The organism is Maribacter litopenaei, from assembly GCF_025244665.1.
Taxonomy (GTDB): Bacteria; Bacteroidota; Bacteroidia; order Flavobacteriales; family Flavobacteriaceae; genus Maribacter; species Maribacter litopenaei.
On the sequence record NZ_CP104205.1, the window covers coordinates 1,747,830 to 1,769,507 of the forward strand.

Sequence of the window (21,678 nt, forward strand, 5' to 3'; positions counted from 1 at the left end):
TTCGACGGTGTAAAAATGTTTTTTAAATCCGTTGATAATCATTAATTTTGCAAAATGTTTTTTAAAATGAGGCAATTTTTTGTTTTAGGAGTCTTGTTGGTTGTTTTTCAATCATGTAGCGAGTATCAAAAAGTACTTAAGAAAGATGATGTTAAGGCCAAATATGATATGGCTGAAAAATTGTATAACGAAGAGGACTATAAACGTGCCAATCGTCTGTTCGAACAGATAGCGCCTAAATACGTGGGCAAGCCACAAGGGGAAAGAGTAATGTTCTTTTTGGCGGACAGCTATTTTGAGCGCGGCGATTATAATATGGCAGGGTATCAGTTCGAGCGTTTCATTAAGTCCTACCCTAAAAGTGATAAATTGGCCGAAGCCTCTTTTATAGGAGCTAAAAGCTACTATGAATTGTCCCCTAGATATTCCCTGGACCGAGACAGACACGGATAAGGCCTTGCTAAAATTGCAGAACTTCATCAATACCTATTCAGAATCTGAATATTTTGAGGAAGCCAATGCCATGGCGCAGGAGCTTACAACAAAAAAGGAGAAAAAGGCGTTTGAGATTTTAAAGCAGTATAACAAGCTGGGAGAGTTCAATTATGACATGTTAAAATCCGCCATTGCCGCCAGTGAAAACTTTATCTCTGATTTTCCGGGATCCGTATATCGGGAAGATGCCTATTTTGTAAAGGCGGACGCATTGACACATCCGGCGATGAACAGTTTTGAAAGCTTACAGGAGGAAAGATTGGCGGAAGCTAGGGAAGCTTATAACACCCTTAAAAAGCAATATCCAAATACTAAATACGAAAAGGAATCTGCTAATTTGCTAGATAAGATCAATAAAGAATCACAAAAATTCAATACAGAAGAATCAAAATAAATAGCTTTCATTATGAACATGAACGATTTAAAAAGTTCCAAGGCACCTGTTTCAACGGTAACCATCAACAGAAATGAATTTGATGCCCCTACCAATAACATTTATGAGGCGATTTCCATTGCGGCCAAGCGTGCCGTGCAGATCAATTCCGAAATTAAAAAGGAGTTGTTGGAAAAATTGGAGGAGTTTGCTACCTATAGCGATAGCTTGGAAGAAGTTTTTGAGAACAAGGAACAAATTGAAGTTTCCAAGTTTTACGAAAAACTTCCTAAACCACATGCTTTGGCAGTAGAGGAGTGGTTGCACGATAAAATTTACCATAGAAATACCGAGAAAGACGTATAAGGTATATGTTGACCGGCAAGAACATCCTTTTAGGCATTACCGGAGGGATTGCCGCTTATAAAACAACATTTCTTGTTCGTTTACTGATAAAAGCTGGCGCTAACGTTAAGATTGTTCTTACCGAGAGCGCCAGTTCTTTTGTTTCGCCGCTTACGTTGGCCACACTTTCTAAAAATCCGGTGGTATCCAATTTCGTAAAGACAGAAAACAATACCATTGATTGGAACAATCATGTAGCACTGGGACTTTGGGCAGATATCATGGTAATTGCTCCGGCCACGGCCAATACCCTTTCAAAAATGGCCCACGGAACTTCGGACAATCTCTTGTTGGCGTGTTATCTTTCCGCCAAGTGTCCAGTCTTTTTTGCCCCTGCGATGGATTTGGACATGTACCGACATCCTTCAACCAAAAAATCTTTCGACACCCTTATATCCTTTGGGAACATTATGATACCGGCAACTTCAGGTGAATTGGCCAGTGGTTTACACGGTGAAGGAAGGATGGCGGAACCCGAAGCTATCTTAGAATTTATAAGTAATTATTTGTCTGAAGGACTACCCCTGAAAAACAAAAAGGTCCTGATTACGGCCGGACCTACCTATGAGGCCATAGATCCCGTAAGATTTATTGGGAACCATTCATCCGGATTAATGGGCTTTGAATTGGCAAGGGCAGCTTCTGAATTAGGAGCCCTTGTTGTTTTGGTTTCGGGGCCTTCAAAATATGAAGTACAAAATGATTCAGTGCAGTTGATCAGGGTGGTATCCGCGGACGAAATGTATGAAAAAGCCCATGCCCACTATCTCGACTCTCATATTGTTATCTGTGCCGCAGCAGTTGCGGATTATAAACCCAAAGTGAAGGCAGCGCAAAAAATTAAAAAGTCGGATGCCGAATTGCAAATCGATCTGGTGAAAAACAAGGATATTCTTTATTCCTTTGGACAAGACAAAACATCGCAATTTTTGGTCGGTTTTGCGCTAGAAACAGAAAATGAGCTTGAGAATGCCAAGGGGAAACTTAAGCGTAAGAATTTGGATGCCATTGTACTGAACTCAATGAACGATCAAGGTGCCGGATTTGGAGGAAATACCAATAAAATTAGCTTTATAGATACCAATTTGGATATACAAACGTTTGAACTAAAAACCAAGGCGGCCGTCGCCAAGGATATCCTTAATGAAATCGTCAAAAGACTCCATGCGTAAGTTTTTATCGTTCCTAATAGTAGTTTCACTTAGTTTTATTTCGATCCAAGCGCAAGAATTGAACTGTACGGTTACTATCAATTCAGATCAGGTTTCCCAAACGAACCAGCAGATTTTTAGGACTTTGGAGCGTTCTTTGAGTGATTTTGTCAACAAGAACAAATGGACCAATAGGGTATATAAGGAGAATGAACGGGTCAATGCGCAGATGTTCATAACCATAACGGATTATGAGTCCGATCGTTTTAGCGGCAACATTCAGATACAATCTTCGCGTCCCGTTTTCAACACTTCCTATGAAAGTCCGGTGTTTAATTACAAGGACAATCAGTTGAATTTTCAGTATATAGAGTTTCAACCCCTGGTTTTTAATGAAAATGTATTCGAATCGAACTTAGTGGCCGTTGTTGCCTATTATGTGTACGTGATTTTAGGGCTAGATGCGGATACCTTCGCCTTGGAAGGTGGAACGGATTTCTATAGAAAGGCACAAAGCATAGTGACACAGGCACAGGGCAGTAATTATAGTGGCTGGACACAAACTTCAGATCGTAGTAGATTTGAATTGGTCGATAATCTTCTTTCCAACACCTATAAGGAATACAGAGTTGCAATGTATAATTACCATAGAAAAGGGTTGGATATTTTGGCGGATAACAATAGTACCGGCAAGCAAATAATCGCAGGTACTATGAAATTGTTTGAAACTATGATCAATAGAAGACCAAATGCCTTTTTGATTCAAACCTTTTTCGATGCCAAATCAGAAGAAATCCAGAATATTTTCTCCGATGATCCTAAAGTGGATATCGTTAAATTAAAGGAGACTCTCAATAAAATTGCACCTTTGTATTCAAGTACTTGGAATGATATTAAGTATTGATTCTTTTGGATCATTCATTTTTTCCATTCTACTGAATTTTTCATTCGTATTTCTACTGGAGCTTGAACTTGATACTTGAAATAGATTACCTTTGGTTTTCTAAATTTCAATGATTTGTTGACCAATCTTTCCATTGACAATTACGCACTGATCGATAGTTTGGAAGTAGATCTGGACACTGGTTTTACCATCATTACAGGAGAGACAGGTGCAGGTAAATCCATCTTTTTGGGCGGTCTTTCCTTGGTATTGGGAAAAAGAGCAGATTTATCTTCCCTGAGGGATAAAGATCGAAAGTGTGTCATAGAAGCTTATTTTCAAATTAAGGACTATGGTTTGCAATCCTTTTTTCAAGAAAACGATCTGGATTATGAGGATAGCACGGTCATTAGAAGGGAGATTTTGCCTAGTGGTAAGTCACGTGCCTTTATCAATGATACGCCTGTAACCTTGGATGTGCTGTCTCAATTAGGTGATCGGTTGATAGATATTCACTCACAGCATCAGACGTTACGGTTGACCGAAAACGATTTTCAGCTAAAATTAATTGATGCCCTAGCGGACAATAAGTACCGCCTTTCCGAATTTAGGAAGACACTGTCAAAATATACATCCACTAAAAAGGAACTACAGGACCTTATCGATTTCCGCGAATAGTGCATTGAAGGAACAGGACTATAATGATTTCCTGTTGACAGAGTTAGAAGGGGCACCTTTGAAAGAAGGCATCTTAGAGGAATTGGAGGAGCAGTATGAGCAGTTGAACAACGTAGAGTTGATTATGGAGGAGCTGTCCAAAGGGGAACAACTTATGAACGATGAGCAGATTGGCGTAACAACCTTGCTTTCGGAATTAAAAAGTACATTATCCAGATTATCAGGTTTTGGTAAACAATATGAAAACCTGCACGAGAGAATACAATCTGTTTATATTGAGATGGATGATATCAACTCTGAACTTCAGGCATTTCAGGACGGGGTAGAATCCAATCCGGCACTATTGGAAGAAACCAATGCCAAGCTTCAGTTGTTGTACAACTTACAAAAAAAGCATGGAGTTTCGGAGATTTCGGAATTGATTCAAATCAAGGAGGAACTTTCGCAAAAGGCCTTTGAAACAGCCCATGTAGATGAAAAAATTTCGATTAAAACTAGGGAACTTCAAGATTTGGAATCGGTATTGGAGGAGCAGGCGCTGGTGATAAGGGAGAAAAGGAACGCCGTTATTCCTAGTTTAAAAAGTCAGTTGGAATTGGATTTGTCCCAACTGGGTATGCCCAGTGCTTCATTCAATATCTATTTAGATAGTACAGATACATTTAAAATCAATGGAATGGATGAACTTTCCTTTCTATTTACCGCTAATAAGGGAAGTGATTATGGAGAGCTAAAAAAAGTGGCTTACGGTGGGGAACTTTCAAGGATCATGTTGGTTATCAAGTCCATTCTAGCCAAATATGAAAAATTGCCCACCATCATGTTCGATGAGATAGATACAGGGGTTTCGGAGAAATATCAAATAGAATGGCGGATATCATGAAGGAAATGAGCAAGGACATGCAGGTATTTTCCATAACGCATCTTCCACAGGTGGCTTCAAAGGGCAACCATCATTTTAAAGTATTTAAGACCGATGAGGCCCAAGGCACCCGGACCAACATGCGCAAGCTTTCGAATGATGAAAGGGTCGTGGAACTTGCCCGGATGTTAGGTGGCAATGAACTCACGGATTCAGCTCCGGCACACGCCGGACAATTGTTAAATTAATTGTAGTTGCTTAAAATCGGATTGGTATATTTTAAATATCTTTGATCCATTAGCAACACTAAGAACCAACAAACATGGCTTACAATCTATTAAAAGGAAAAAAAGGAATCATATTTGGAGCTTTGGACGAGAATTCTATAGCTTGGAAAACGGCGCAACGAGTACATGAGGAAGGTGGAACCTTTGTTTTGACCAACGCACCAATAGCCATGCGAATGGGTCAAATCAAAGAATTGGCCGAGAAAACGGGTTCTGAAATTATTCCAGCCGATGCTACCAATGAGGAGGATTTGTCAAATTTAGTGACCAAATCCATGGAGATTTTGGGTGGTAAATTGGATTTTGTACTTCACTCTATTGGTATGTCGGTAAATGTGAGAAAAGGAAGAGCTTATACCGACGAGAACTATGATTTTACGGCCAAGGGATGGGATGTTTCTGCGCTTTCATTCCATAAAGTAATGCAATCTTTATATAAGAACGATGCCATGAATGAATGGGGCAGTATTGTAGCCCTTACCTACATGGCCGCACAACGTACTTTTCCCGACTATAACGATATGGCCGATAATAAGGCCTATTTGGAATCCGTGGCGCGTAGTTTTGGCTACTTCTTTGGAAAGGAGAAAAAGGTCCGGGTTAACACCATTTCTCAATCTCCAACCGCTACAACAGCGGGACAGGGAATTAAAGGGTTTGACGGATTTATTAATTATGCGGAGAAAATGTCTCCTTTGGGTAATGCCACTGCCCAGGATTGTGCGGATTATACACTTACCTTGTTTTCAGATCTCACGAGAAAAGTGACTATGCAAAATCTTTTCCATGATGGTGGGTTTTCCAATACAGGGGTTAGCCAGGAGGTCATAGATAAATTCTAAAAGGACATACAGAGATTTCTAGGGCCTTACAATGCATGAAAATTTAAAATGAATTTATCATTTTCGTTTATAATTCCAGTATTTAACAGGCCCAATGAAATAGAGGAACTCTTGGAAAGCCTTTTATTACAGACTTATTCCAAGAGATTTGAGGTGGTAATTGTAGAAGATGGCTCTACGATTCCTGCTAAGGAAGTAGTGAATCGTTTTACCGACCAATTGAATATCTCCTATTATCAAAAACCGAATTCCGGTCCAGGTGACTCACGTAATTATGGTATGAAATTGGCCAAAGGGAATTACTTTGTCGTCTTGGATTCTGATTGTATTGTACCCCCTCAATATTTAGAACAAGCAGAAAATAGTCTTTCTAAGGAATTTGTACACTGTTATGGTGGGCCGGATGCTGCACATTCTTCCTTCACAAATGTTCAAAAGGCCATTAACTATGCCATGACTTCCTTCTTAACCACTGGTGGTATAAGGGGAAAAAGAAATTCTGTAAACAAATTTCAACCAAGAAGTTTTAACATGGGCATCTCCAAAGAGGCCTTTGAACGTACGGGAGGTTACGGAAATATCCATCCGGGTGAAGATCCTGATTTGACCATTCGAATTTGGGAAAAAGGATATGATACCAAATTGATACCGGAAGCCTTTGTGTATCATAAAAGGAGAATAGACTGGAATAAATTTTACATACAGGTAAAAAAGTTTGGTCCGGTAAGACCCATATTAAATACATGGCATCCCAAAACAGCAAAATTGACCTATTGGTTTCCTTCAATATTTGTTACGGCGTTCATGGTTTCTATAGCGCTCGCTTTTTTAGGTGTTATAGCACCCCTAATTTGCTTTTTTCTGTATTTTTTAGTGTTGTTGTTAGATGCCTTGTACAAGACAAAAAAAATAAATGTTGCTTTCATGTCGGTATTTGCAACATTGGTACAATTTCTTGGCTATGGTTTTGGTTTTTTGAAGTCTACTATTTATACTACATTTAGTAGTAAGACTCGAGAGGAGCTTTTTCCAAAATTATTTTTTAAAACCAAGGACAAATCGTGATTTTAGAAAGAATTAAAACAGGTTTAAAAAAGAGAAAGGTCAAGGTATTCTTGGTCTTTTTATTTTTTTCCTTTCTAGCTTGGTTCGTTAATAATCTCGCCCAAACTTTTACGGGAACCACTTCCTTTAATCTGACCTATGTGAATGTACCACAAGAGTTTCTTTTGTCCGAAACACCAAAAAGTGAACTACAAGTAAGGGTTAGGGCAGTAGGTTTTCAATTTATTGGTTTTGGTATTAGAAAGAAAAATATACAAATAAACCTTTCGGAGGTAAGAAAAAAGGACAATCGTTATTTTATACCTCCATCAATATATAGAAGGCAGATACAAGGACAATTGTCCAACGATATGGAATTGTTGGAAATGGACAACGACACTATTTTTGTAAAATTCACCTCCTTAGAATCCAAAGAAGTACCTGTTTTACCTAGGCTAAATATTACGTTTGCAAAAAATCACGTCCTGATGGATTCTTTGGTAATAAATCCAAAATCTATTATAGTTAAAGGGCCAAAAGTGCAAATTGATACTATTCAAAGTGTATATTCTTCTTTCATAGAGCTGAAAAATATAGATGCTGATTTTTCTCAGAAAGTTACCTTGGTCAAGTCGCGGGAGTTAAGTGAAACTAATTTTAATCCTTCATCGGTGACAATCTCAGGGAAGGTATATCGGTTTGCAGAGCAAATATTTGAAGTGCCCGTCAATATGTTGAACCTTCCGGATAGTGTTCAAGTTAGAATGTTCCCGAGATGCTGTTCAAGTGGTTTGCCAAGCCCAATTGGAAATACTTAAGGACATTACACCAGATGATTTCATGGTAACGGCAGATTATAAGAAGGTTGGTGATAGCAATCAAAATATGTTGTCCTTGGAATTGAAGGAAAAACCGGAAAATATCAATAATGCCGTTCTTAGAACAAAAGAAATTGAATTTATATTAAAAAAGGAGTGAAACATCTAGCTATAAATTTATGATAATGGGAAAACAACCCAGTTGTATGTTGCCTATGGTGTATGGATAAAAGAATTTCAAACTCATGAAAATAATTGGCCTTACTGGTGGAATTGGTAGTGGAAAGACCACTGTGGCCAAAATGTTTGGAGAGTTGGGTGTACCTATTTACAACTCTGATTTGGAAGCAAAAAAATTAATGCACTCCTCTAAAGTTGTCAAGAAAAAATTGATAGGCCTATTTGGTGATTCTGCCTATATAGATGGAGAACTGAATCGTTCCATGATAGCCAAGGCAGTTTTCAATGATGGGGTATTACTAAAAAAGTTAAACAAAATCGTACACCCGGCCGTTAGAAAGCACTTTGAAAAATGGTCTAAAAAACAGGATTATCCTTATGTAGTTCAAGAAACCGCTCTTTTGTTTGAAAACAAAGCTCAAGATTTTTATGATAAGATAGTGCTGGTGATAGCTCCCAAGGAAGTAAGGATAAATAGATTGTTGGCGCGTGACAATTCTACTAGGGAAGACATACTAGCAAGGATGAAAAATCAATTGAAAGACGATGAAACGATATCTTTGGCTGACTATGTAATTAAAAACAGAGACTTAATAAAAACAAGGGAAAGAGTTGCTCAAGTACATCGGGCCATCCTTGATTTTTGCTAAGGCCGGCAAATTTTAACATTTGTGTTAAGGTTTGGTTAAACGTACTTCGGCTTTCCTGTAAATAATTAATTTTAACATAATAATGAATAAGAGGTTATTTGTTCTCTTGGTAGTTCTAATGAGCCTTTCTCTCATTGGGTTAATTTTCATCCAAAGTTCTTGGATAAAAAAATCTGTGGAGAACAAAGAAGAGCAATTTTCTAATGTTGTTTCTGAGGCTCTCAATAGTGTTACCAATCAGATAGAGGAGCGGGAGAAAAAAAATTATTTCGATAGATATCTTTACGCAAAAGATAGTATCGGGGAATTGAAAGAGACACAATTTAGAAATTTCTTTTTCATTGATCGGGATGTCAATTCCAATGAGGTGTTGTTATATGAACACGGTATCCTTGAGGAGGATTATGGCATTTCTTCAACGTTCTTTGATAATGGTGAAGTGGGTGACACCACTTTCATAAAAAATTATACGACCAAGCGAACCACTTCAATATTTAGGGAAGATTATGATATAGACGGAAAAGCACTTCGCCTAACACCGATACAGAGAATTGAGAAAATCGGTGGGCTCAGGGATGTAGATAAGATAGCCATGGAGGATTTGTTTACGACCTATGCCAAAAGGGTACCCATACACAAACGTGTATCCAAACAGGAAATTGAGTTGCTGGTACAAAGGGAATTGGAAGATAGGGGAGTAGATATCGAGTTTGAGTACGGGGTTTATAGCAATGGCCTGCCTACCAAGTTGAAATCCCGAAAGTTCAAGTATAGCGAAGCCAATATTTATAAATCGCCACTTTTTACGGACTTTGATGGAGTTTCAAATTTTGACCTTTTGGTTTCATTTCCTAAGAAAAAACGTTTTTTGGTACAATCCATTTTAGGTTTGGCGTTGTTGTCATTGTTGTTCACCCTAATTATTGTTATTGCCTACTCAGGGGCCATATACCAGTTAATTAGACAAAAGCAGATTTCTGAAATAAAATCGGATTTTATTAACAATATGACACACGAGTTCAAAACCCCTATTGCCACCATAAATTTGGCTGTAGAGGCTATTAGAAATCCTAAGATTATTGGCGACCAAGAAAAAGTATCGCGCTATTTGCAAATGATTAGGGACGAGAACAAACGTATGCATGCACAAGTGGAAAATGTTCTACGTATTTCCAAATTGGAAAAAAACCAATTGGATATTAGTAAGGATAGGGTAGACGCTCACGACATAATAGAGGACGCCATCACACACGTTGAACTTATCGTACAGGACAGGGGTGGATACATTGAAACACATTTGGATGCACCTCGATCTGAAGTTTTGGCTAACGAGATGCATTTCACCAATGTTATTGTAAATATTTTGGATAATGCAATTAAATACTCGATTGATGCTCCAAAAATTGATGTGTATACCGAAGTTGTAAAAAATAACATTGTAATTAAGGTGCAGGATCAAGGGGCTGGAATGAGCAAGGCCGTATTAAAAAGAGTTTTTGAAAAATTTTATAGAGAACATACAGGAGATATTCATAACGTAAAAGGTCATGGTCTCGGCTTGGCATACGTTAAAAAAATAGTAGACGATCATCAAGGGGAAGTTTATGCCGAAAGTGAAAAAGATAAGGGAAGCACTTTCTATATTAAAATCCCTTTAATTTAAAAATTATGGAAACAGTAAATAAAAAGATACTTTTAGTAGAGGACGACCCAAACTTTGGAATTGTGCTTAAGGACTATCTGTCTATGAACGACTTTGATGTAACCTTGGCCAAGAATGGAATGGAGGGATTCGAGAAGTTTAAAAAGGATAATTTTGATATCTGTATTCTAGATGTCATGATGCCTTATAAGGATGGGTTTACTTTGGCAAAGGAAATAAGGGAAAAGAATGAAAATGTCCCCATTGTTTTCTTGACGGCAAAGACGATGAAAGAGGATGTGCTAAAAGGATATAAAGCAGGTGCTGATGACTATCTGAACAAACCTTTTGATTCTGAAGTGCTTTTGATGAAAATTAAAGCAATACTTCAAAGAAAAGCGTCTAGTAGTCTGGCGGACAGTAAGAAATTCGAGTTTGAGATAGGAGGGTTTCACCTTAATTCAAAACTTCGTTTCTTAAAGTATAAAGATGAAGAAGCGATAAAATTGTCGCCAAAAGAGAATGAACTTTTACGACTATTGGCACTTCATGAAAACGATTTAATGCCAAGGGAATTGGCATTGACCAAGATTTGGAGGGATGACAATTACTTTACTTCCGAAGTATGGATGTGTATATTGCTAAACTTAGAAAATACCTAAAACGGGATGATAGTGTGGAGATTTTGAATATCCACGGGGAAGGATTCCGATTGGTCATCAAAAATGAGGATGAATAGAATAATATCCCAACTAATTTACAGAATAAGAAAAGCACCTTTAATCAGGTGCTTTTTTAATTTGAAAGTAAATGAATTGCCCTATGCACGATTTCCTCCGGGGTATCATCAATAGAAACTACAAGCGCATCAACAGGCTCTTCCAAAGTTTCAAATTGTGATTGCAGTAATTCTTTGGGCATGAAATGACCCTTTCTTAGGCTTAGGCGGTTGTTAATCCGGTCCAAAGTACCTTTCAGAAATAGAAAGAGACTATTCTCAATGCCAGCCCTTAGGATTTCCCTATAGGTTGATTTTAAGGCTGAACATACGATTACCGCACCGTTTTGCCGGTGCTCTCTTCCTAAACCATTTAATGTTTCAAGCCATCCTCTTCTATCGGTGTCATCAAGAGGAATTCCTTTACTCATTTTATCAATATTGGATTTTGGATGATAATGGTCTCCATCGAAAAACGAATAACCCAGTTTTTCAGCCGTAAGTTTGCCTATGGTTGACTTTCCACTCCCGGAAACCCCCATAACAAATATAATTTTAGGTTGCTTCATTTTGTAAATTTTCTACGGCCTTATCAATTAGGACAATCATTTCATTATCCCTATAATTATAATCTATCCAATGGGTTTCATTATTTTTTTTAAACCATGTCATTTGTCTTTTTGCAAACCTCCTCGTATTTTTTTTAATCTCGGAAATGGCGAAATCCAAGGTCCAATTTCCATCCAAATATTCAAAAAGTTCTTTGTAACCCACAGTTTGTAGGGCATTTAGGTCCCTGTGTTTGGTTAGTGCCTTTGCCTCTTCTAAAAGTCCTTCTTCCATCATGTAATCTACGCGAGTATTGATTCTTTCGTAGACTATGGCTCTATCAGCATGCAACCCAACCGACAAAACTTTAAATCTTCGTTCGGTTTTTGGTCGATTTAAAAAACTGGAATAAGGTTTGCCCGTGCCAATGCAAATTTCCAAGGCCCTGATGATTCTGTGTGGATTTTGAATATCTATGTTTTTATAGTGATTGGGATCCAACTCCTTCAGTTTAGACTGTAGCGCTTCAATACCATTTTCGACCAATTCATTGTTTAATTTTTTTCTAACTGAAGGATTTACTTTGGGAAAGGTATCCAGGCCCTTGGTAACGGCATCAACATAAAGTCCGCTACCGCCCACCATAATCACTACTTGATGCTTCAGAAATAATTCATCCAATTTTCTCAAAGCGTCCCTTTCAAAATCACCTACAGAATAAGGCTCTTGTATACTTTTGTGTTGGATAAAATGATGAACAGCTGCCATCATTTCATTTTTAGAAGGAACCGCGGTTCCAATCGCCATTTCCTTAAAGAATTGACGTGAGTCAGCAGAGATTATTTCTGTATTAAAATGATGTGCCAAAAGAATACCTAACCTCGTCTTTCCAATGGCTGTAGGCCCCGTAATGGAAATTAGTACTTTATTCATTTAACAGACTTCCGCAATTATAACAATGGCTGGCATCGTCTCTATGGCCTTCCTTGGAGCAAGCGGGACAGGCTTGAGTATTAACATGCACAAAATGCTCAATATTTTCTTCCCCATTTTTATTCTTGCTCCTTTTTCCAAATTCAACTGTAACGATTCCTGTAGGTACCGCTATAATACCGTAACCCAATAACATAATTATGGTGGCAATAAGTTGCCCTTGTGGGGTAATAGGTGCAATATCTCCGTACCCCACCGTGGTCAAGGTAACTATAGTCCAATAAATACTGGTAGGAATACTAGTGAATCCTGCTTCATCTCCCTCAACAATATACATCAAGGTGCCTAACATGACGGACAGTATCAACACTGCAAAAAGAAAAACGGTAATTTTGGCCCTACTTGCCTTTAGGGCACTTTTTAACTGAGATGCCTCCCCTAGAAACTGGACAAGTTTTAATATTCTAAAGACCCGTAGTAATCTGAAAGCACGTACCGCTAGGAGTACTTGTGACCCAGCAAGTATATAGGATAGATATAGTGGAATAGTGGATAAAAAATCGATGATTCCATAAAAACTAAAAATATATCTCGCAGGTTTCCTAATACAGATAATGCGTGCAATATATTCGACCGTAAAGAATATTGTCACAACCCACTCTGGAGTCAATAATGTTTGGTGATATTTCGCGTCAATACTTTTGACGCTTTCGAGCATTATTAAAAGAACACTAAACAGGATTATTATGATGAGAACAATATCAAACCATTTTCCCAAAGGGGTGTCCGCCTCGTATATTATCTCATGGAGCTTATTTTTCCAACCAGTATTTTTATCCTTCTTGTTCAATATGACCTACAGTGAAATCGTTTTAAGTATTTTCTTCTTTCGTAAATAGGACTCAATGATAAAATTGGCGTTATGCGTCCCATTCATTGGGGTTATCAAGGTTTCTAAGATATGAATATTATTTATTTGATGATTAAGATCGTAATAACCTACGCCGACCAAAGACCCCTTTCTGATCATTGTGGCGGAATTTTCTCCCAGCTCTCGGCCTTTGTCCACTAAAAGCACATTCTTGTCCTTCAGGGTATACTTGTGGAGGGCCTCCATAACCCTATCGTTATACGCTGTAGTATCCTCTTTTTGTATACAGGCCCCGTTGCATTTACCTTCGGAATAATTTGAGCAATTTTCCCTTGCCTCACTAAACCCATTTACCTTATCGCAAAGATTGAATTCCCTAGTAATTTTGAATAGATGATTCTTTGCACTGAATTCCCCGTTGAAGTATCCCCATGGATCGGGGCACTTACTTATGACCGTTGATTTTAACTCCAAATATCCATGGGAATTTTTAGATAGGCATAAGGTATGGGAGAACATTTTTTCTCGGGAATCGTATTGTATTTTGGCCTATTTTTCAAAAGCTCTTGATGCTCCTTAACGAGTGCCACCAGTTCGCTACCTGTCTTTTCATAAGTAACCTTTACGGTGTCTTTGGTCAGTTTTCTAGCACGGTCTCCTGATTTCGTAAATAGTTGGTTCACCTTTTTTTTGATATCGGTACTTTTACTAAGGTAGATGATATCACCGTCTTTGTTATGTATATAGAAAACCCCCGTTTCATTGGGCATACTTTGAACGATGTCCAATTGCTTTTCCGAAAGTTCACCATGTGCCTCTTTTCTTATCACATCCTGTATAATGGTCTTTTTCGAATCCTTCGCCAGTAGTAGCTTAAATAGTTTTATCGTAGCCAAGGCATCACCGTTGGCCCTATGGCGGTCGCTGACGGGAATCCCCAAAGACCTCACCAACTTTCCTAGGCTGTAGGATTCGGCCTCCGGAAGAAGAACTTTTGATAAATCGACTGTGCAGAGGGTCTTTCGTTGGTAATTATACCCCAATCTCCTGAATTCTGTGCGCAGGATTCTATAATCGAACTGTGCATTATGTGCTACAATTACGGTATCTTCCGTTATCTCTACAATTCTTTTGGCTACCTCGTGAAACTTTGGAGCCGTCCTGAGCATTTTGTTGTTGATGCCCGTAAGATTGACCACAAATGGCTGTATTTCCTTTTCAGGATTAATGAGGCTGATGAAAGTATCCACAACGGTATGACCGTCAAATTTATGTATCGCAATTTCTGTGATGCCTTCCTCATTGAATTTTCCCCCGGTCGTTTCTATATCCAGTATAGCGTACATAAAAATAATTTCAATCTGATTTTCTAATGTGAAGAGAACCCCTGTTAATTGTAAATCCTCTCACCAAAGATACTGCTTCCAATACGTACCATGGTACTTCCTTCCTCGATGGCTATTTGAAAATCACCGCTCATACCCATAGAAAGTATGGATAGCTGGGGAAGGTTTTTTTTCAAGTCTTGGAATAATTGCTCCAAGGTCTTGAATTCCCTCCTTATTTGTGACATGTTATCCGTAAATGTAGCCATACCCATCAATCCATCAACCCGTATGTGCTCCAATTTTTTAAATTCTACGCTTTTCACTAACTCGATAATTTCATTTTCGTCAAAACCAAACTTAGTATCTTCCTCGGCAATATGTACTTGTAAGAGACATGGGATAACCCGATTGTATTTCTTTGCTTGTTTATCTATTTCCTTTAACAATTTTAGACTATCTACACCATGAATTAGTGCCACGTACTCCGCCATGTATTTTACCTTATTACGCTGTACATGTCCGATCATATGCCATTTGATATCCTTGGGGAGTTCCTCCCACTTTTGGGTCATTTCCTGTACCTTGTTTTCTCCGAATATCCTTTGTCCCTCGTTATAGGCTTCTAAAATATTTGAATTAGACTTTGTTTTGGAAACAGCGACCAAGGTTACATGTTCCGGAATTTCTTTTTTTATCTCCTTAAGGTTTTCCGCTATGGACATAGGTATTATTTAAACTGATTTGAGATGGTTTCTGCTTTGTTGTTTTTCGAGTAATCATAGAAGCCTTCCTTGGATTTTACGCCTAGTTTGCCTGCCATAACCATATTTACCAATAATGGTGATGGGGCATATTTAGGATTTTTAAAACCATCGTACATTACCTTCATGATGGAAAGACAAACATCCAGTCCTATAAAATCTGCCAATTGCAATGGCCCCATAGGGTGGGCCATACCCAATTTCATTACTGTATCAATTTCTTGTACACCAGCGACACCATGGTGCAAAGATTCAATGGCTTCATTAATCATGGGCATTAGAATGCGATTGGCCACGAAACCTGGGTAATCATTCACTTCTGTGGGTGTTTTACCCAATTTTTTGGACAACTCCATTATTTGTTCCGTGGTTTCGTCCGTTGTGCTGTAACCACGGATAATTTCTACCAACTTCATAATGGGAACTGGATTCATAAAATGCATCCCGATTATTTTATCGGGCCTCGAAGTCACCGAAGCTATTTGGGTTATGGAGATGGAAGAAGTATTAGTGGCCAATATCGTTTTTGGCGCACAAAAAGCATCTAGTTTTCTGAAAATATCCAACTTTAAGTTTAAATTTTCAGAGGCGGCTTCAACTACGACATCAACTTGGTCAACTCCCTTTTGTAGATTGGTGAAAGTGGTAATCCTCTTCAAGGTATTCTTTTTATCCCCATCAGAAATCTTATCCTTGGCAATCATTCGATCCAAATTTTTGGAGATATTCATATACCCCTTTTCTAGAGCCTTATCATTAATATCAATAAGGTGAACCTGATATCCGTTCTGAGCAAAAACATGGGCAATTCCATTACCCATAGTTCCCGCACCTATAACCGAAATTTTTTTCATTTTAATTTATTTTCAAAAAATGTGATTTTAATACTAAAATGGACTATTCTAAAACTGATTTATTCTCAAAGGCATCAATTATTCTTAGGGCTACTTGCAATGCCTCGGTCCCTTGTTGCAAAGTCACTCTCGGAGTAGTATTTTCATTGATGGCATCAGCAAAAGACTCCAGTTCATCCAAAATGGCATTGTTCTCAGAAATGGTCGGATTTTCGAAATAGATTTGTTTTTTAATTCCTTCGGCATTTTGAAGAATCATATCGAAATCCCCAGGTTCTTCCGGGGCATCCTTCATTCGTACCACTTCTACTTTCTTCTCCAGGAAATCTACAGAGATGTAGGCGTCTTTCTCGGAAGAATCTTGATTTACGCATATTCTTAAGGCTTATCCTACTTGCCGTAAGGTTGGCTACACACCCGTTTTCAAACTCTAAACGAGCGTTAGCAATATCCGGAGATTGACTTAATACAGATACCCCGCTAGCATTGATACCCACTACCTTAGAATTTACAACGCTCAAAATGGCATCAATATCATGTATCATTAAGTCTAAAACTACCGGAACATCTGTGCCACGAGGATTAAATTCCGCCAATCGATGCGTTTCAATGAACATGGGTTGTCTTATGGAATCTTTCACCGCCATAAAAGCGGGATTAAAACGTTCCACATGCCCCACCTGTCCTTTTACTTCGTATTTACTTTCTAAAACCAATAAGTTTTCCGCTTCCTTTAACGTATTGGTGATAGGTTTTTCAATAAAAACATGCTTTCGCTTTTCCATCGCCTTTTTGGCACAATCGAAATGAGAAAGGGTAGGAGTTACAATATCCACTACATCAACATCATCTATAAGGCTATTAATATTATCGTAATAGGAATATCCAAATTCGGCCTCCACTTTTTTGCCATTCATGATATCGGCATCATAAAATCCAATTAATTCATATTTTTTGGACTGATTTAGCAATCGTAAATGAATTTTACCTAAATGACCGGCCCCTAGAACTCCAACTTTGAGCATACTCTTACTTTTTTACCAAAAATACACATAGTTTATAAGTTAAGGCATGAATGCAATTTCCATTTTTGATAATAGGCAATGTGCCGACTTCTTTTCTAAGGCAATCTTTTATAAATTTGAGAACCAAACCAAGCTAAAATTGAAAGATACATATAAACATAAGGGTATGCGGAATCAATTGGCAGACCTGTTGATTGAAAAGGGCATTTCCGATAAAAAGGTTTTGGATGCAATCAGGGATGTTCCAAGACACCTTTTTATGGACAGTAGTTTTGAAGGACATGCCTATCAGGACAAGGCATTTCCCATCGCTGCAGATCAAACAATTTCCCAGCCTTATACGGTGGCATTCCGAGACGGAATTATTGCAATTGGAACCCAATTTAAATGTTTTGGAAATTGGAACCGGCAGTGGTTACCAAACCGCTGTTTTATTAAAGTGTAAGGCCAAGGTGTTCACCATTGAAAGGCAGTTGGAGCTTTTTAAAAAAACAAATTTGTTTTTTAAAAAAATGGGATACCGTCCTAAGAAGTTTATTTTTGGTGACGGATACAAAGGATTACCTGAAGATGCTCCATTTGACCGAATCATTGTTACTGCTGGTGCCCCTGAAGTACCAAAGGCGTTAATGTCCCAACTTAAAGTAGGAGGGAGGCTTGTAATACCTGTAGGGTTTGAAGATCAGATTATGACGCTTTTAGAGAGAACTTCAGAAAAGGAATTTAAAAAGACTGAATATGGTTCCTTTAGGTTTGTACCCTTATTGGAGGACAAAAATTAATGCTCTAGGCATTAAAACTTTTTTTGATCCTATCAAGGTTTCGTTTATTGTCCCTATCCTTTATGGTTTCCCTTTTATCGTATAATTTTTTACCCTTCGCCAAGGCTATTTGCATCTTTGCAAGCCCTCGATCATTAATAAAAAGGGATATGGGAATAATCGTAAGACCTGTAGTTTTAACTTCTTTATGTAGTTTCTTTAATTCCCTTTTGTTCAATAATAACTTTCTCTCCGCTTTCGGTTTGTGATTAAAATGATATGCATGGGAATACTCATCTATTTGCATATTGATTACAAAAAGTTCACCCTGGTCGTTGAATTCGCAAAAACTTTCGGAAATTGAGGCCTTGCCATATCTAATGGATTTTATTTCTGTCCCGGCGAGTACGATTCCCGCAGTAAAAGTTTCCAACAGCTCGTATTCAAAACGTGCTCTTTTGTTTTTAATATTTATGTTCTTCTGCATTGCTTACAAAAATAAGCACAATAAAGTAATCCCTTTGAACTATATAAAGAATTAAAGCGCTTATTTTGTAATGAAACCAATTTCTTTACGATTAAGACTAGAAATATTTCATGAGAAGAATTTACATCAGCCTTGTTTTAATTTCCTTAATTGCTTGTCAAGAAAAGGAGAAATCACCTACTGCCCAAGAGATAGTAGATAACAGTATTGAAGTGAGCGGAGGAAAGAACTATTTAAACTCCAATGTAGATTTTGATTTTAGGGATATACATTACAGTTCAATATTAGAAGATGGTCATAAAGTGCTGCGACGTGTAATAACCAACGATACTTCGGTTATTGTGGATAGAAAAGCAAATACAGGTTTTGAGCGATTCGTTAATGATAGCCTAATTATACTGGCAGATACCTCTGCAAATAAATATGCTAATTCTGTAAACTCTGTACATTATTTTGCCTATTTGCCCTTTGGTTTAAATGATAGGGCTGTTAAAAAGGAGTTGTTGGGTAAAGTGGAAATAAAAGATAAAACCTATTATAAGGTAAAGGTTTCTTTCTCTGAAGAAGGTGGGGGAGATGATTTTGACGACGTATATGTGTATTGGTTTAATACGGAGACCTTTAAACCGGATTATTTGGCTTATGAATTTCATGTAAATGGTGGAGGACAACGTTTTAGGGAAGCATATAACGAACGATATATAGGGGATATTCGATTCGTAGATTATAAAAATTATAAGCCCAAAGTGGAGAACACTTCAATCTTTAAGATTGACAGTCTATATATTAATGATCAATTGGAACTACTTTCCAATATAGCCTTGGAAAATGTAAAAGTTAATCGGGGCAATTACAATTAAATACCAACCTATTACTCGTGGCAATTCCGTTTACGATAGTAACAACGAACAATGTTCCGTTCTCGTTGTCATCTATTTGAGTATACTTTTCCTCTCCCATTAATAGATTCACAAATTGTGGAGTCGTATTACTGTGACCTACTACCAGTACATCTTTATTAAGATTATCCTTTTTGAATTGGTCAATATCCAAAACCCTGGGATCATAGTACTGAACATCAATATTTTTCTTTACCGAAGTGGGGGCGGCGGTCATTGAGGTTCTATTGAAATTTGTGGAATAAATGGCATCCAAATCTATCTCATTTAGAATTTCGGCCCAATGCATGGCCCTACCAAGCCCCTTTTGATTCAACTCAGGGTCAGCATCTTCAGGATCTGATCGATCCTTTTCTGCATGCCTTATTAAATAAAAAGTAGAAATATCAGGATTTCCATTTGTATTCTCAGCTGGTTTGTCTTCCTTGCAGGAGATAAGGAATATTAAAATGCAAAGTGGTAGAATCTTCAGTAGTTTCATGGTTTAGCGATAATATTTGCTTTTATACAGAACTAAATTTACTTTAAAATAGTACGTTAAAGCGCTATTTTTTGTTTTTTTGCATATGAATAAATTTTGTGGGGCTCTTCTTATTGTTTTTGTAGTTGTTGGTATAAAGGCTCAGGATGTCGAACTTCCTAGTGATTATAGGCAGCACAACTTAACGGAGTATAATTCCAATTTACTGAATCCTGCATTTTCCTTAGATAGGAACAATCCATCCTCCATTGCCTTTTGGTCTAGATGGCAATGGCAGACTTTTGACGGTGACCCCACTACATTATTCTTTAATTATTCCCATAAACTAAATGACCTTTCCACGGCAGGACTTGGGTTTTTTCAGCAGAATACGGAGATTTTCATAAATACGGGCATCGCTGTCAATTATGCCTATAACATCCAATTGAGTGATCGGGCAAGCCTAGGCGTTGGAATCAATATTTTGGGATTTCAGCAAAAATTGGCTGATCAAAGATTTTTTACTCCCAATCCAATTCAAACGGAAATTACCAATGACTTTATTGTTCAAATGGCCCCCGGAATCAATGTGAAAATAGATAAGTTGAGTTTGGGGTTGTCCTCGGAAAATCTCATGGACTATAATATAAGTACAAATGAACGGAACACAAGTTCTGATGGGCGTATTTTCTTGGCCTTGGCCAGTTACGATTTTCCTGTGGGTATACTTTCTTCAGATGAAAATTCAGTTTTTAGACCGGCTATTTACTATAAATCCATTCCAGGCTTTGATTCCCAACTAGGGATTTCAACATTACTTTCTACAAGTAAATTTTGGGGACAGCTTGGTTACAATAGTTTTTATGGAATTTCCGGCGGAGTAGGGGGAAGATTTTTTAAACGCTTTTCACTTGGTGCCTTGGTTGAATTTGGCTTATCCAATGATATTAGCGGTACAGACCCTTCCTTTGAATTTGTGACATCCTACAAACTAGGACCATTGAAGTCCGAAGAGCGGTATCCACAGGAAGAGCTTATTGTAGAAGAACCGGTTGAGAAGGAATTGACAAGAGCAGAAAGACTGGCCAAAAGGGAAGAGGAAAGAGAGCAAGAACGATTGGCCAAATTGGAACTTCAAAGGCAAAAGGACTCCATTAGGGAAGCAACCAGATTGGCCAGTATAGAACTTGAAGAGTCTAAAAAAGAAGCCCTAAGAGAAAGGGATTCTATAGCGCAAGCTAGGAAAAGTGAGGCTTTGGCCGAAGCACAGGCCCTTGAAAGGCAAAGAAAACAGGACTCAATTGATGACGTAAATAAAGCCAAAGAAGAGGCATTGGCCTTGGAACTGCAACAAAAACAGGATTCCATTAACCAAGCTAAAATGGCAGAAGCAGAACTCGCCAAAAAGGAAGTAGTGACTCCAGAAAAAGGCGAACGCTATGAGGAAGTGACCAAACAAGGTGCCCTTGAACCGGGATATTATCTAATCGCCAATGTATTTGGTACCAAGCGGTATTTTGATGCCTTCATGGCAGATTTACAGAAAAAAGGTCTCAGTCCTGGATCATTTTACAGGGAAACCAACAAATATAATTATGTTTTTCTCGCTAGATATGATTCTATTTCGGAAGCCAGGGCTGCAAGAGATTCCAACTTTGGAGGCAAGTATACCGAAAAGACTTGGATTTTTAGAGTTGTGGGAGAATAAACTATTTAAAAATT

22 protein-coding genes and 4 pseudogenes are annotated in these 21,678 nt (G+C 38.0%); 16 read left to right on the forward strand and 10 right to left on the reverse strand.

Going from position 1 to position 21,678, the window contains the following annotated elements; all coding sequences use genetic code 11:
- Positions 1–66: 66 nt before the first annotated feature.
- The 13 genes and pseudogenes from NYZ99_RS21690 (at position 67) to NYZ99_RS09380 (ending at position 11,049) form a co-directional block, all read left to right on the forward strand.
- Positions 67–453: an outer membrane protein assembly factor BamD gene (locus NYZ99_RS21690; protein ID WP_338039409.1), complete on the forward strand. Its 387-nt coding sequence runs from the start codon at positions 67–69 to the stop codon at positions 451–453.
- Positions 407–889, forward strand: a complete 483-nt coding sequence (locus tag NYZ99_RS21695; RefSeq protein ID WP_338039410.1) for an outer membrane protein assembly factor BamD — start codon at positions 407–409, stop codon at positions 887–889. The genes NYZ99_RS21690 and NYZ99_RS21695 overlap by 47 nt, the downstream gene beginning before the upstream one ends.
- 12 nt (positions 890–901) lie before the next feature.
- Complete coding sequence (locus tag NYZ99_RS09330) at positions 902–1,234, forward strand: DNA-directed RNA polymerase subunit omega (RefSeq protein ID WP_420845209.1); 333 nt, start codon at positions 902–904, stop codon at positions 1,232–1,234.
- 5 nt (positions 1,235–1,239) lie between these two features.
- Complete coding sequence (coaBC, locus tag NYZ99_RS09335) at positions 1,240–2,445, forward strand: bifunctional phosphopantothenoylcysteine decarboxylase/phosphopantothenate--cysteine ligase CoaBC (protein WP_260575015.1); 1,206 nt, start codon at positions 1,240–1,242, stop codon at positions 2,443–2,445.
- Positions 2,438–3,328, forward strand: coding sequence for a type IX secretion system protein PorD (gene porD, locus NYZ99_RS09340; RefSeq protein WP_260575016.1), 891 nt, complete (start codon positions 2,438–2,440; stop codon positions 3,326–3,328). The genes coaBC and porD overlap by 8 nt, the downstream gene beginning before the upstream one ends.
- Positions 3,329–3,442: 114 nt before the next feature.
- Positions 3,443–5,095 (forward strand): annotated as a pseudogene (gene recN, locus NYZ99_RS09345) (DNA repair protein RecN).
- Between the two features lie 74 nt (positions 5,096–5,169).
- A complete protein-coding gene (locus tag NYZ99_RS09350; RefSeq protein WP_260575017.1) occupies positions 5,170–5,976 on the forward strand; it encodes an enoyl-ACP reductase FabI in 807 nt (268 codons plus the stop codon).
- Between the two features lie 48 nt (positions 5,977–6,024).
- Complete coding sequence (locus tag NYZ99_RS09355) at positions 6,025–7,041, forward strand: glycosyltransferase family 2 protein (protein ID WP_260575018.1); 1,017 nt, start codon at positions 6,025–6,027, stop codon at positions 7,039–7,041.
- Complete coding sequence (locus NYZ99_RS09360; RefSeq protein WP_260575019.1) at positions 7,038–7,838, forward strand: CdaR family protein; 801 nt, start codon at positions 7,038–7,040, stop codon at positions 7,836–7,838. The genes NYZ99_RS09355 and NYZ99_RS09360 overlap by 4 nt, the downstream gene beginning before the upstream one ends.
- Entirely contained in the window at positions 7,825–7,998 is a 174-nt protein-coding gene (locus tag NYZ99_RS09365) for a hypothetical protein (protein ID WP_260575020.1), read from the forward strand. The genes NYZ99_RS09360 and NYZ99_RS09365 overlap by 14 nt, the downstream gene beginning before the upstream one ends.
- 85 nt (positions 7,999–8,083) lie before the next feature.
- On the forward strand, positions 8,084–8,668 hold the full coding sequence (gene coaE, locus NYZ99_RS09370; RefSeq protein WP_260575021.1) for a dephospho-CoA kinase: 585 nt from the start codon (positions 8,084–8,086) through the stop codon (positions 8,666–8,668).
- Between the two features lie 82 nt (positions 8,669–8,750).
- A complete protein-coding gene (locus NYZ99_RS09375; RefSeq protein ID WP_260575022.1) occupies positions 8,751–10,331 on the forward strand; it encodes a sensor histidine kinase in 1,581 nt (526 codons plus the stop codon).
- Between the two features lie 5 nt (positions 10,332–10,336).
- A pseudogene (locus NYZ99_RS09380) lies at positions 10,337–11,049 on the forward strand (response regulator transcription factor).
- A 56-nt stretch (positions 11,050–11,105) separates the two neighbouring features.
- Here NYZ99_RS09380 and NYZ99_RS09385 read toward each other — a convergent pair.
- The 8 genes and pseudogenes from NYZ99_RS09385 to NYZ99_RS09420 form a co-directional block, all read right to left on the reverse strand.
- Positions 11,106–11,597, reverse strand: coding sequence for a gluconokinase (locus tag NYZ99_RS09385; RefSeq protein ID WP_260575023.1), 492 nt, complete (start codon positions 11,595–11,597; stop codon positions 11,106–11,108).
- Positions 11,584–12,510, reverse strand: a complete 927-nt coding sequence (gene miaA / locus NYZ99_RS09390) for a tRNA (adenosine(37)-N6)-dimethylallyltransferase MiaA (protein ID WP_260575024.1) — start codon at positions 12,508–12,510, stop codon at positions 11,584–11,586. Before miaA ends, NYZ99_RS09385 begins: the two co-directional genes overlap by 14 nt.
- Positions 12,503–13,363, reverse strand: coding sequence for an ion transporter (locus NYZ99_RS09395; protein ID WP_420845221.1), 861 nt, complete (start codon positions 13,361–13,363; stop codon positions 12,503–12,505). Before NYZ99_RS09395 ends, miaA begins: the two co-directional genes overlap by 8 nt.
- Before the next feature lie 3 nt (positions 13,364–13,366).
- Entirely contained in the window at positions 13,367–13,855 is a 489-nt protein-coding gene (locus NYZ99_RS22905) for a hypothetical protein (RefSeq protein WP_260575336.1), read from the reverse strand.
- Positions 13,846–14,727, reverse strand: a complete 882-nt coding sequence (locus NYZ99_RS22910; RefSeq protein ID WP_420845210.1) for an exonuclease domain-containing protein — start codon at positions 14,725–14,727, stop codon at positions 13,846–13,848. Before NYZ99_RS22910 ends, NYZ99_RS22905 begins: the two co-directional genes overlap by 10 nt.
- A 44-nt stretch (positions 14,728–14,771) precedes the next feature.
- The gene (locus NYZ99_RS09410; RefSeq protein ID WP_260575026.1) at positions 14,772–15,431 is read right to left on the reverse strand and encodes a YggS family pyridoxal phosphate-dependent enzyme; all 660 of its coding nucleotides are present in this window, start codon (positions 15,429–15,431) and stop codon (positions 14,772–14,774) included.
- 5 nt (positions 15,432–15,436) lie between these two features.
- Complete coding sequence (locus NYZ99_RS09415; RefSeq protein WP_260575027.1) at positions 15,437–16,324, reverse strand: 3-hydroxyacyl-CoA dehydrogenase family protein; 888 nt, start codon at positions 16,322–16,324, stop codon at positions 15,437–15,439.
- Positions 16,325–16,367: 43 nt separating this feature from the next.
- A pseudogene (locus NYZ99_RS09420) lies at positions 16,368–17,349 on the reverse strand (Gfo/Idh/MocA family protein).
- Between the two features lie 139 nt (positions 17,350–17,488).
- Here NYZ99_RS09420 and NYZ99_RS09425 point away from each other — a divergent pair.
- Positions 17,489–18,131 (forward strand): annotated as a pseudogene (locus NYZ99_RS09425) (protein-L-isoaspartate(D-aspartate) O-methyltransferase).
- 4 nt (positions 18,132–18,135) lie between these two features.
- Here NYZ99_RS09425 and smpB read toward each other — a convergent pair.
- Positions 18,136–18,597, reverse strand: a complete 462-nt coding sequence (gene smpB, locus NYZ99_RS09430) for an SsrA-binding protein SmpB (protein WP_260575028.1) — start codon at positions 18,595–18,597, stop codon at positions 18,136–18,138.
- Positions 18,598–18,707: 110 nt separating this feature from the next.
- Between smpB and NYZ99_RS09435 the strand changes: the two genes are divergently transcribed.
- Entirely contained in the window at positions 18,708–19,457 is a 750-nt protein-coding gene (locus tag NYZ99_RS09435) for a DUF6503 family protein (RefSeq protein WP_260575029.1), read from the forward strand.
- Here the strand turns inward: NYZ99_RS09435 and NYZ99_RS09440 are convergent.
- Entirely contained in the window at positions 19,435–19,977 is a 543-nt protein-coding gene (locus NYZ99_RS09440; RefSeq protein ID WP_260575030.1) for a SixA phosphatase family protein, read from the reverse strand. The two genes, NYZ99_RS09435 and NYZ99_RS09440, sit on opposite strands and share 23 nt — an antisense overlap.
- 85 nt (positions 19,978–20,062) lie before the next feature.
- Here NYZ99_RS09440 and NYZ99_RS09445 point away from each other — a divergent pair, with 85 nt between their 5' ends.
- The gene (locus NYZ99_RS09445; RefSeq protein ID WP_260575031.1) at positions 20,063–21,664 is read left to right on the forward strand and encodes a PorP/SprF family type IX secretion system membrane protein; all 1,602 of its coding nucleotides are present in this window, start codon (positions 20,063–20,065) and stop codon (positions 21,662–21,664) included.
- The last annotated feature ends 14 nt before the right edge of the window (positions 21,665–21,678 follow it).

Excerpts from the sequence above, each read along its gene's own strand:
- NYZ99_RS21690 (WP_338039409.1), top strand. The coding sequence starts at position 67 with ATGAGGCAATTTTTTGTTTTAGGAGTCTTGTTGGTTGTTTTTCAATCA.
- NYZ99_RS21695 (WP_338039410.1), top strand. The coding sequence starts at position 407 with ATGAATTGTCCCCTAGATATTCCCTGGACCGAGACAGACACGGATAAG.
- NYZ99_RS09330 (WP_420845209.1), top strand. The coding sequence starts at position 902 with ATGAACATGAACGATTTAAAAAGTTCCAAGGCACCTGTTTCAACGGTA.
- coaBC (WP_260575015.1), top strand. The coding sequence starts at position 1,240 with ATGTTGACCGGCAAGAACATCCTTTTAGGCATTACCGGAGGGATTGCC.
- porD (WP_260575016.1), top strand. The coding sequence starts at position 2,438 with ATGCGTAAGTTTTTATCGTTCCTAATAGTAGTTTCACTTAGTTTTATT.
- NYZ99_RS09350 (WP_260575017.1), top strand. The coding sequence starts at position 5,170 with ATGGCTTACAATCTATTAAAAGGAAAAAAAGGAATCATATTTGGAGCT.
- NYZ99_RS09355 (WP_260575018.1), top strand. The coding sequence starts at position 6,025 with ATGAATTTATCATTTTCGTTTATAATTCCAGTATTTAACAGGCCCAAT.
- coaE (WP_260575021.1), top strand. The coding sequence starts at position 8,084 with ATGAAAATAATTGGCCTTACTGGTGGAATTGGTAGTGGAAAGACCACT.
- NYZ99_RS09375 (WP_260575022.1), top strand. The coding sequence starts at position 8,751 with ATGAATAAGAGGTTATTTGTTCTCTTGGTAGTTCTAATGAGCCTTTCT.
- NYZ99_RS09385 (WP_260575023.1), bottom strand. The coding sequence starts at position 11,597 with ATGAAGCAACCTAAAATTATATTTGTTATGGGGGTTTCCGGGAGTGGA.
- miaA (WP_260575024.1), bottom strand. The coding sequence starts at position 12,510 with ATGAATAAAGTACTAATTTCCATTACGGGGCCTACAGCCATTGGAAAG.
- NYZ99_RS22910 (WP_420845210.1), bottom strand. The coding sequence starts at position 14,727 with ATGTACGCTATACTGGATATAGAAACGACCGGGGGAAAATTCAATGAG.
- NYZ99_RS09410 (WP_260575026.1), bottom strand. The coding sequence starts at position 15,431 with ATGTCCATAGCGGAAAACCTTAAGGAGATAAAAAAAGAAATTCCGGAA.
- NYZ99_RS09415 (WP_260575027.1), bottom strand. The coding sequence starts at position 16,324 with ATGAAAAAAATTTCGGTTATAGGTGCGGGAACTATGGGTAATGGAATT.
- smpB (WP_260575028.1), bottom strand. The coding sequence starts at position 18,597 with ATGCAGAAGAACATAAATATTAAAAACAAAAGAGCACGTTTTGAATAC.
- NYZ99_RS09435 (WP_260575029.1), top strand. The coding sequence starts at position 18,708 with ATGAGAAGAATTTACATCAGCCTTGTTTTAATTTCCTTAATTGCTTGT.
- NYZ99_RS09440 (WP_260575030.1), bottom strand. The coding sequence starts at position 19,977 with ATGAAACTACTGAAGATTCTACCACTTTGCATTTTAATATTCCTTATC.
- NYZ99_RS09445 (WP_260575031.1), top strand. The coding sequence starts at position 20,063 with ATGAATAAATTTTGTGGGGCTCTTCTTATTGTTTTTGTAGTTGTTGGT.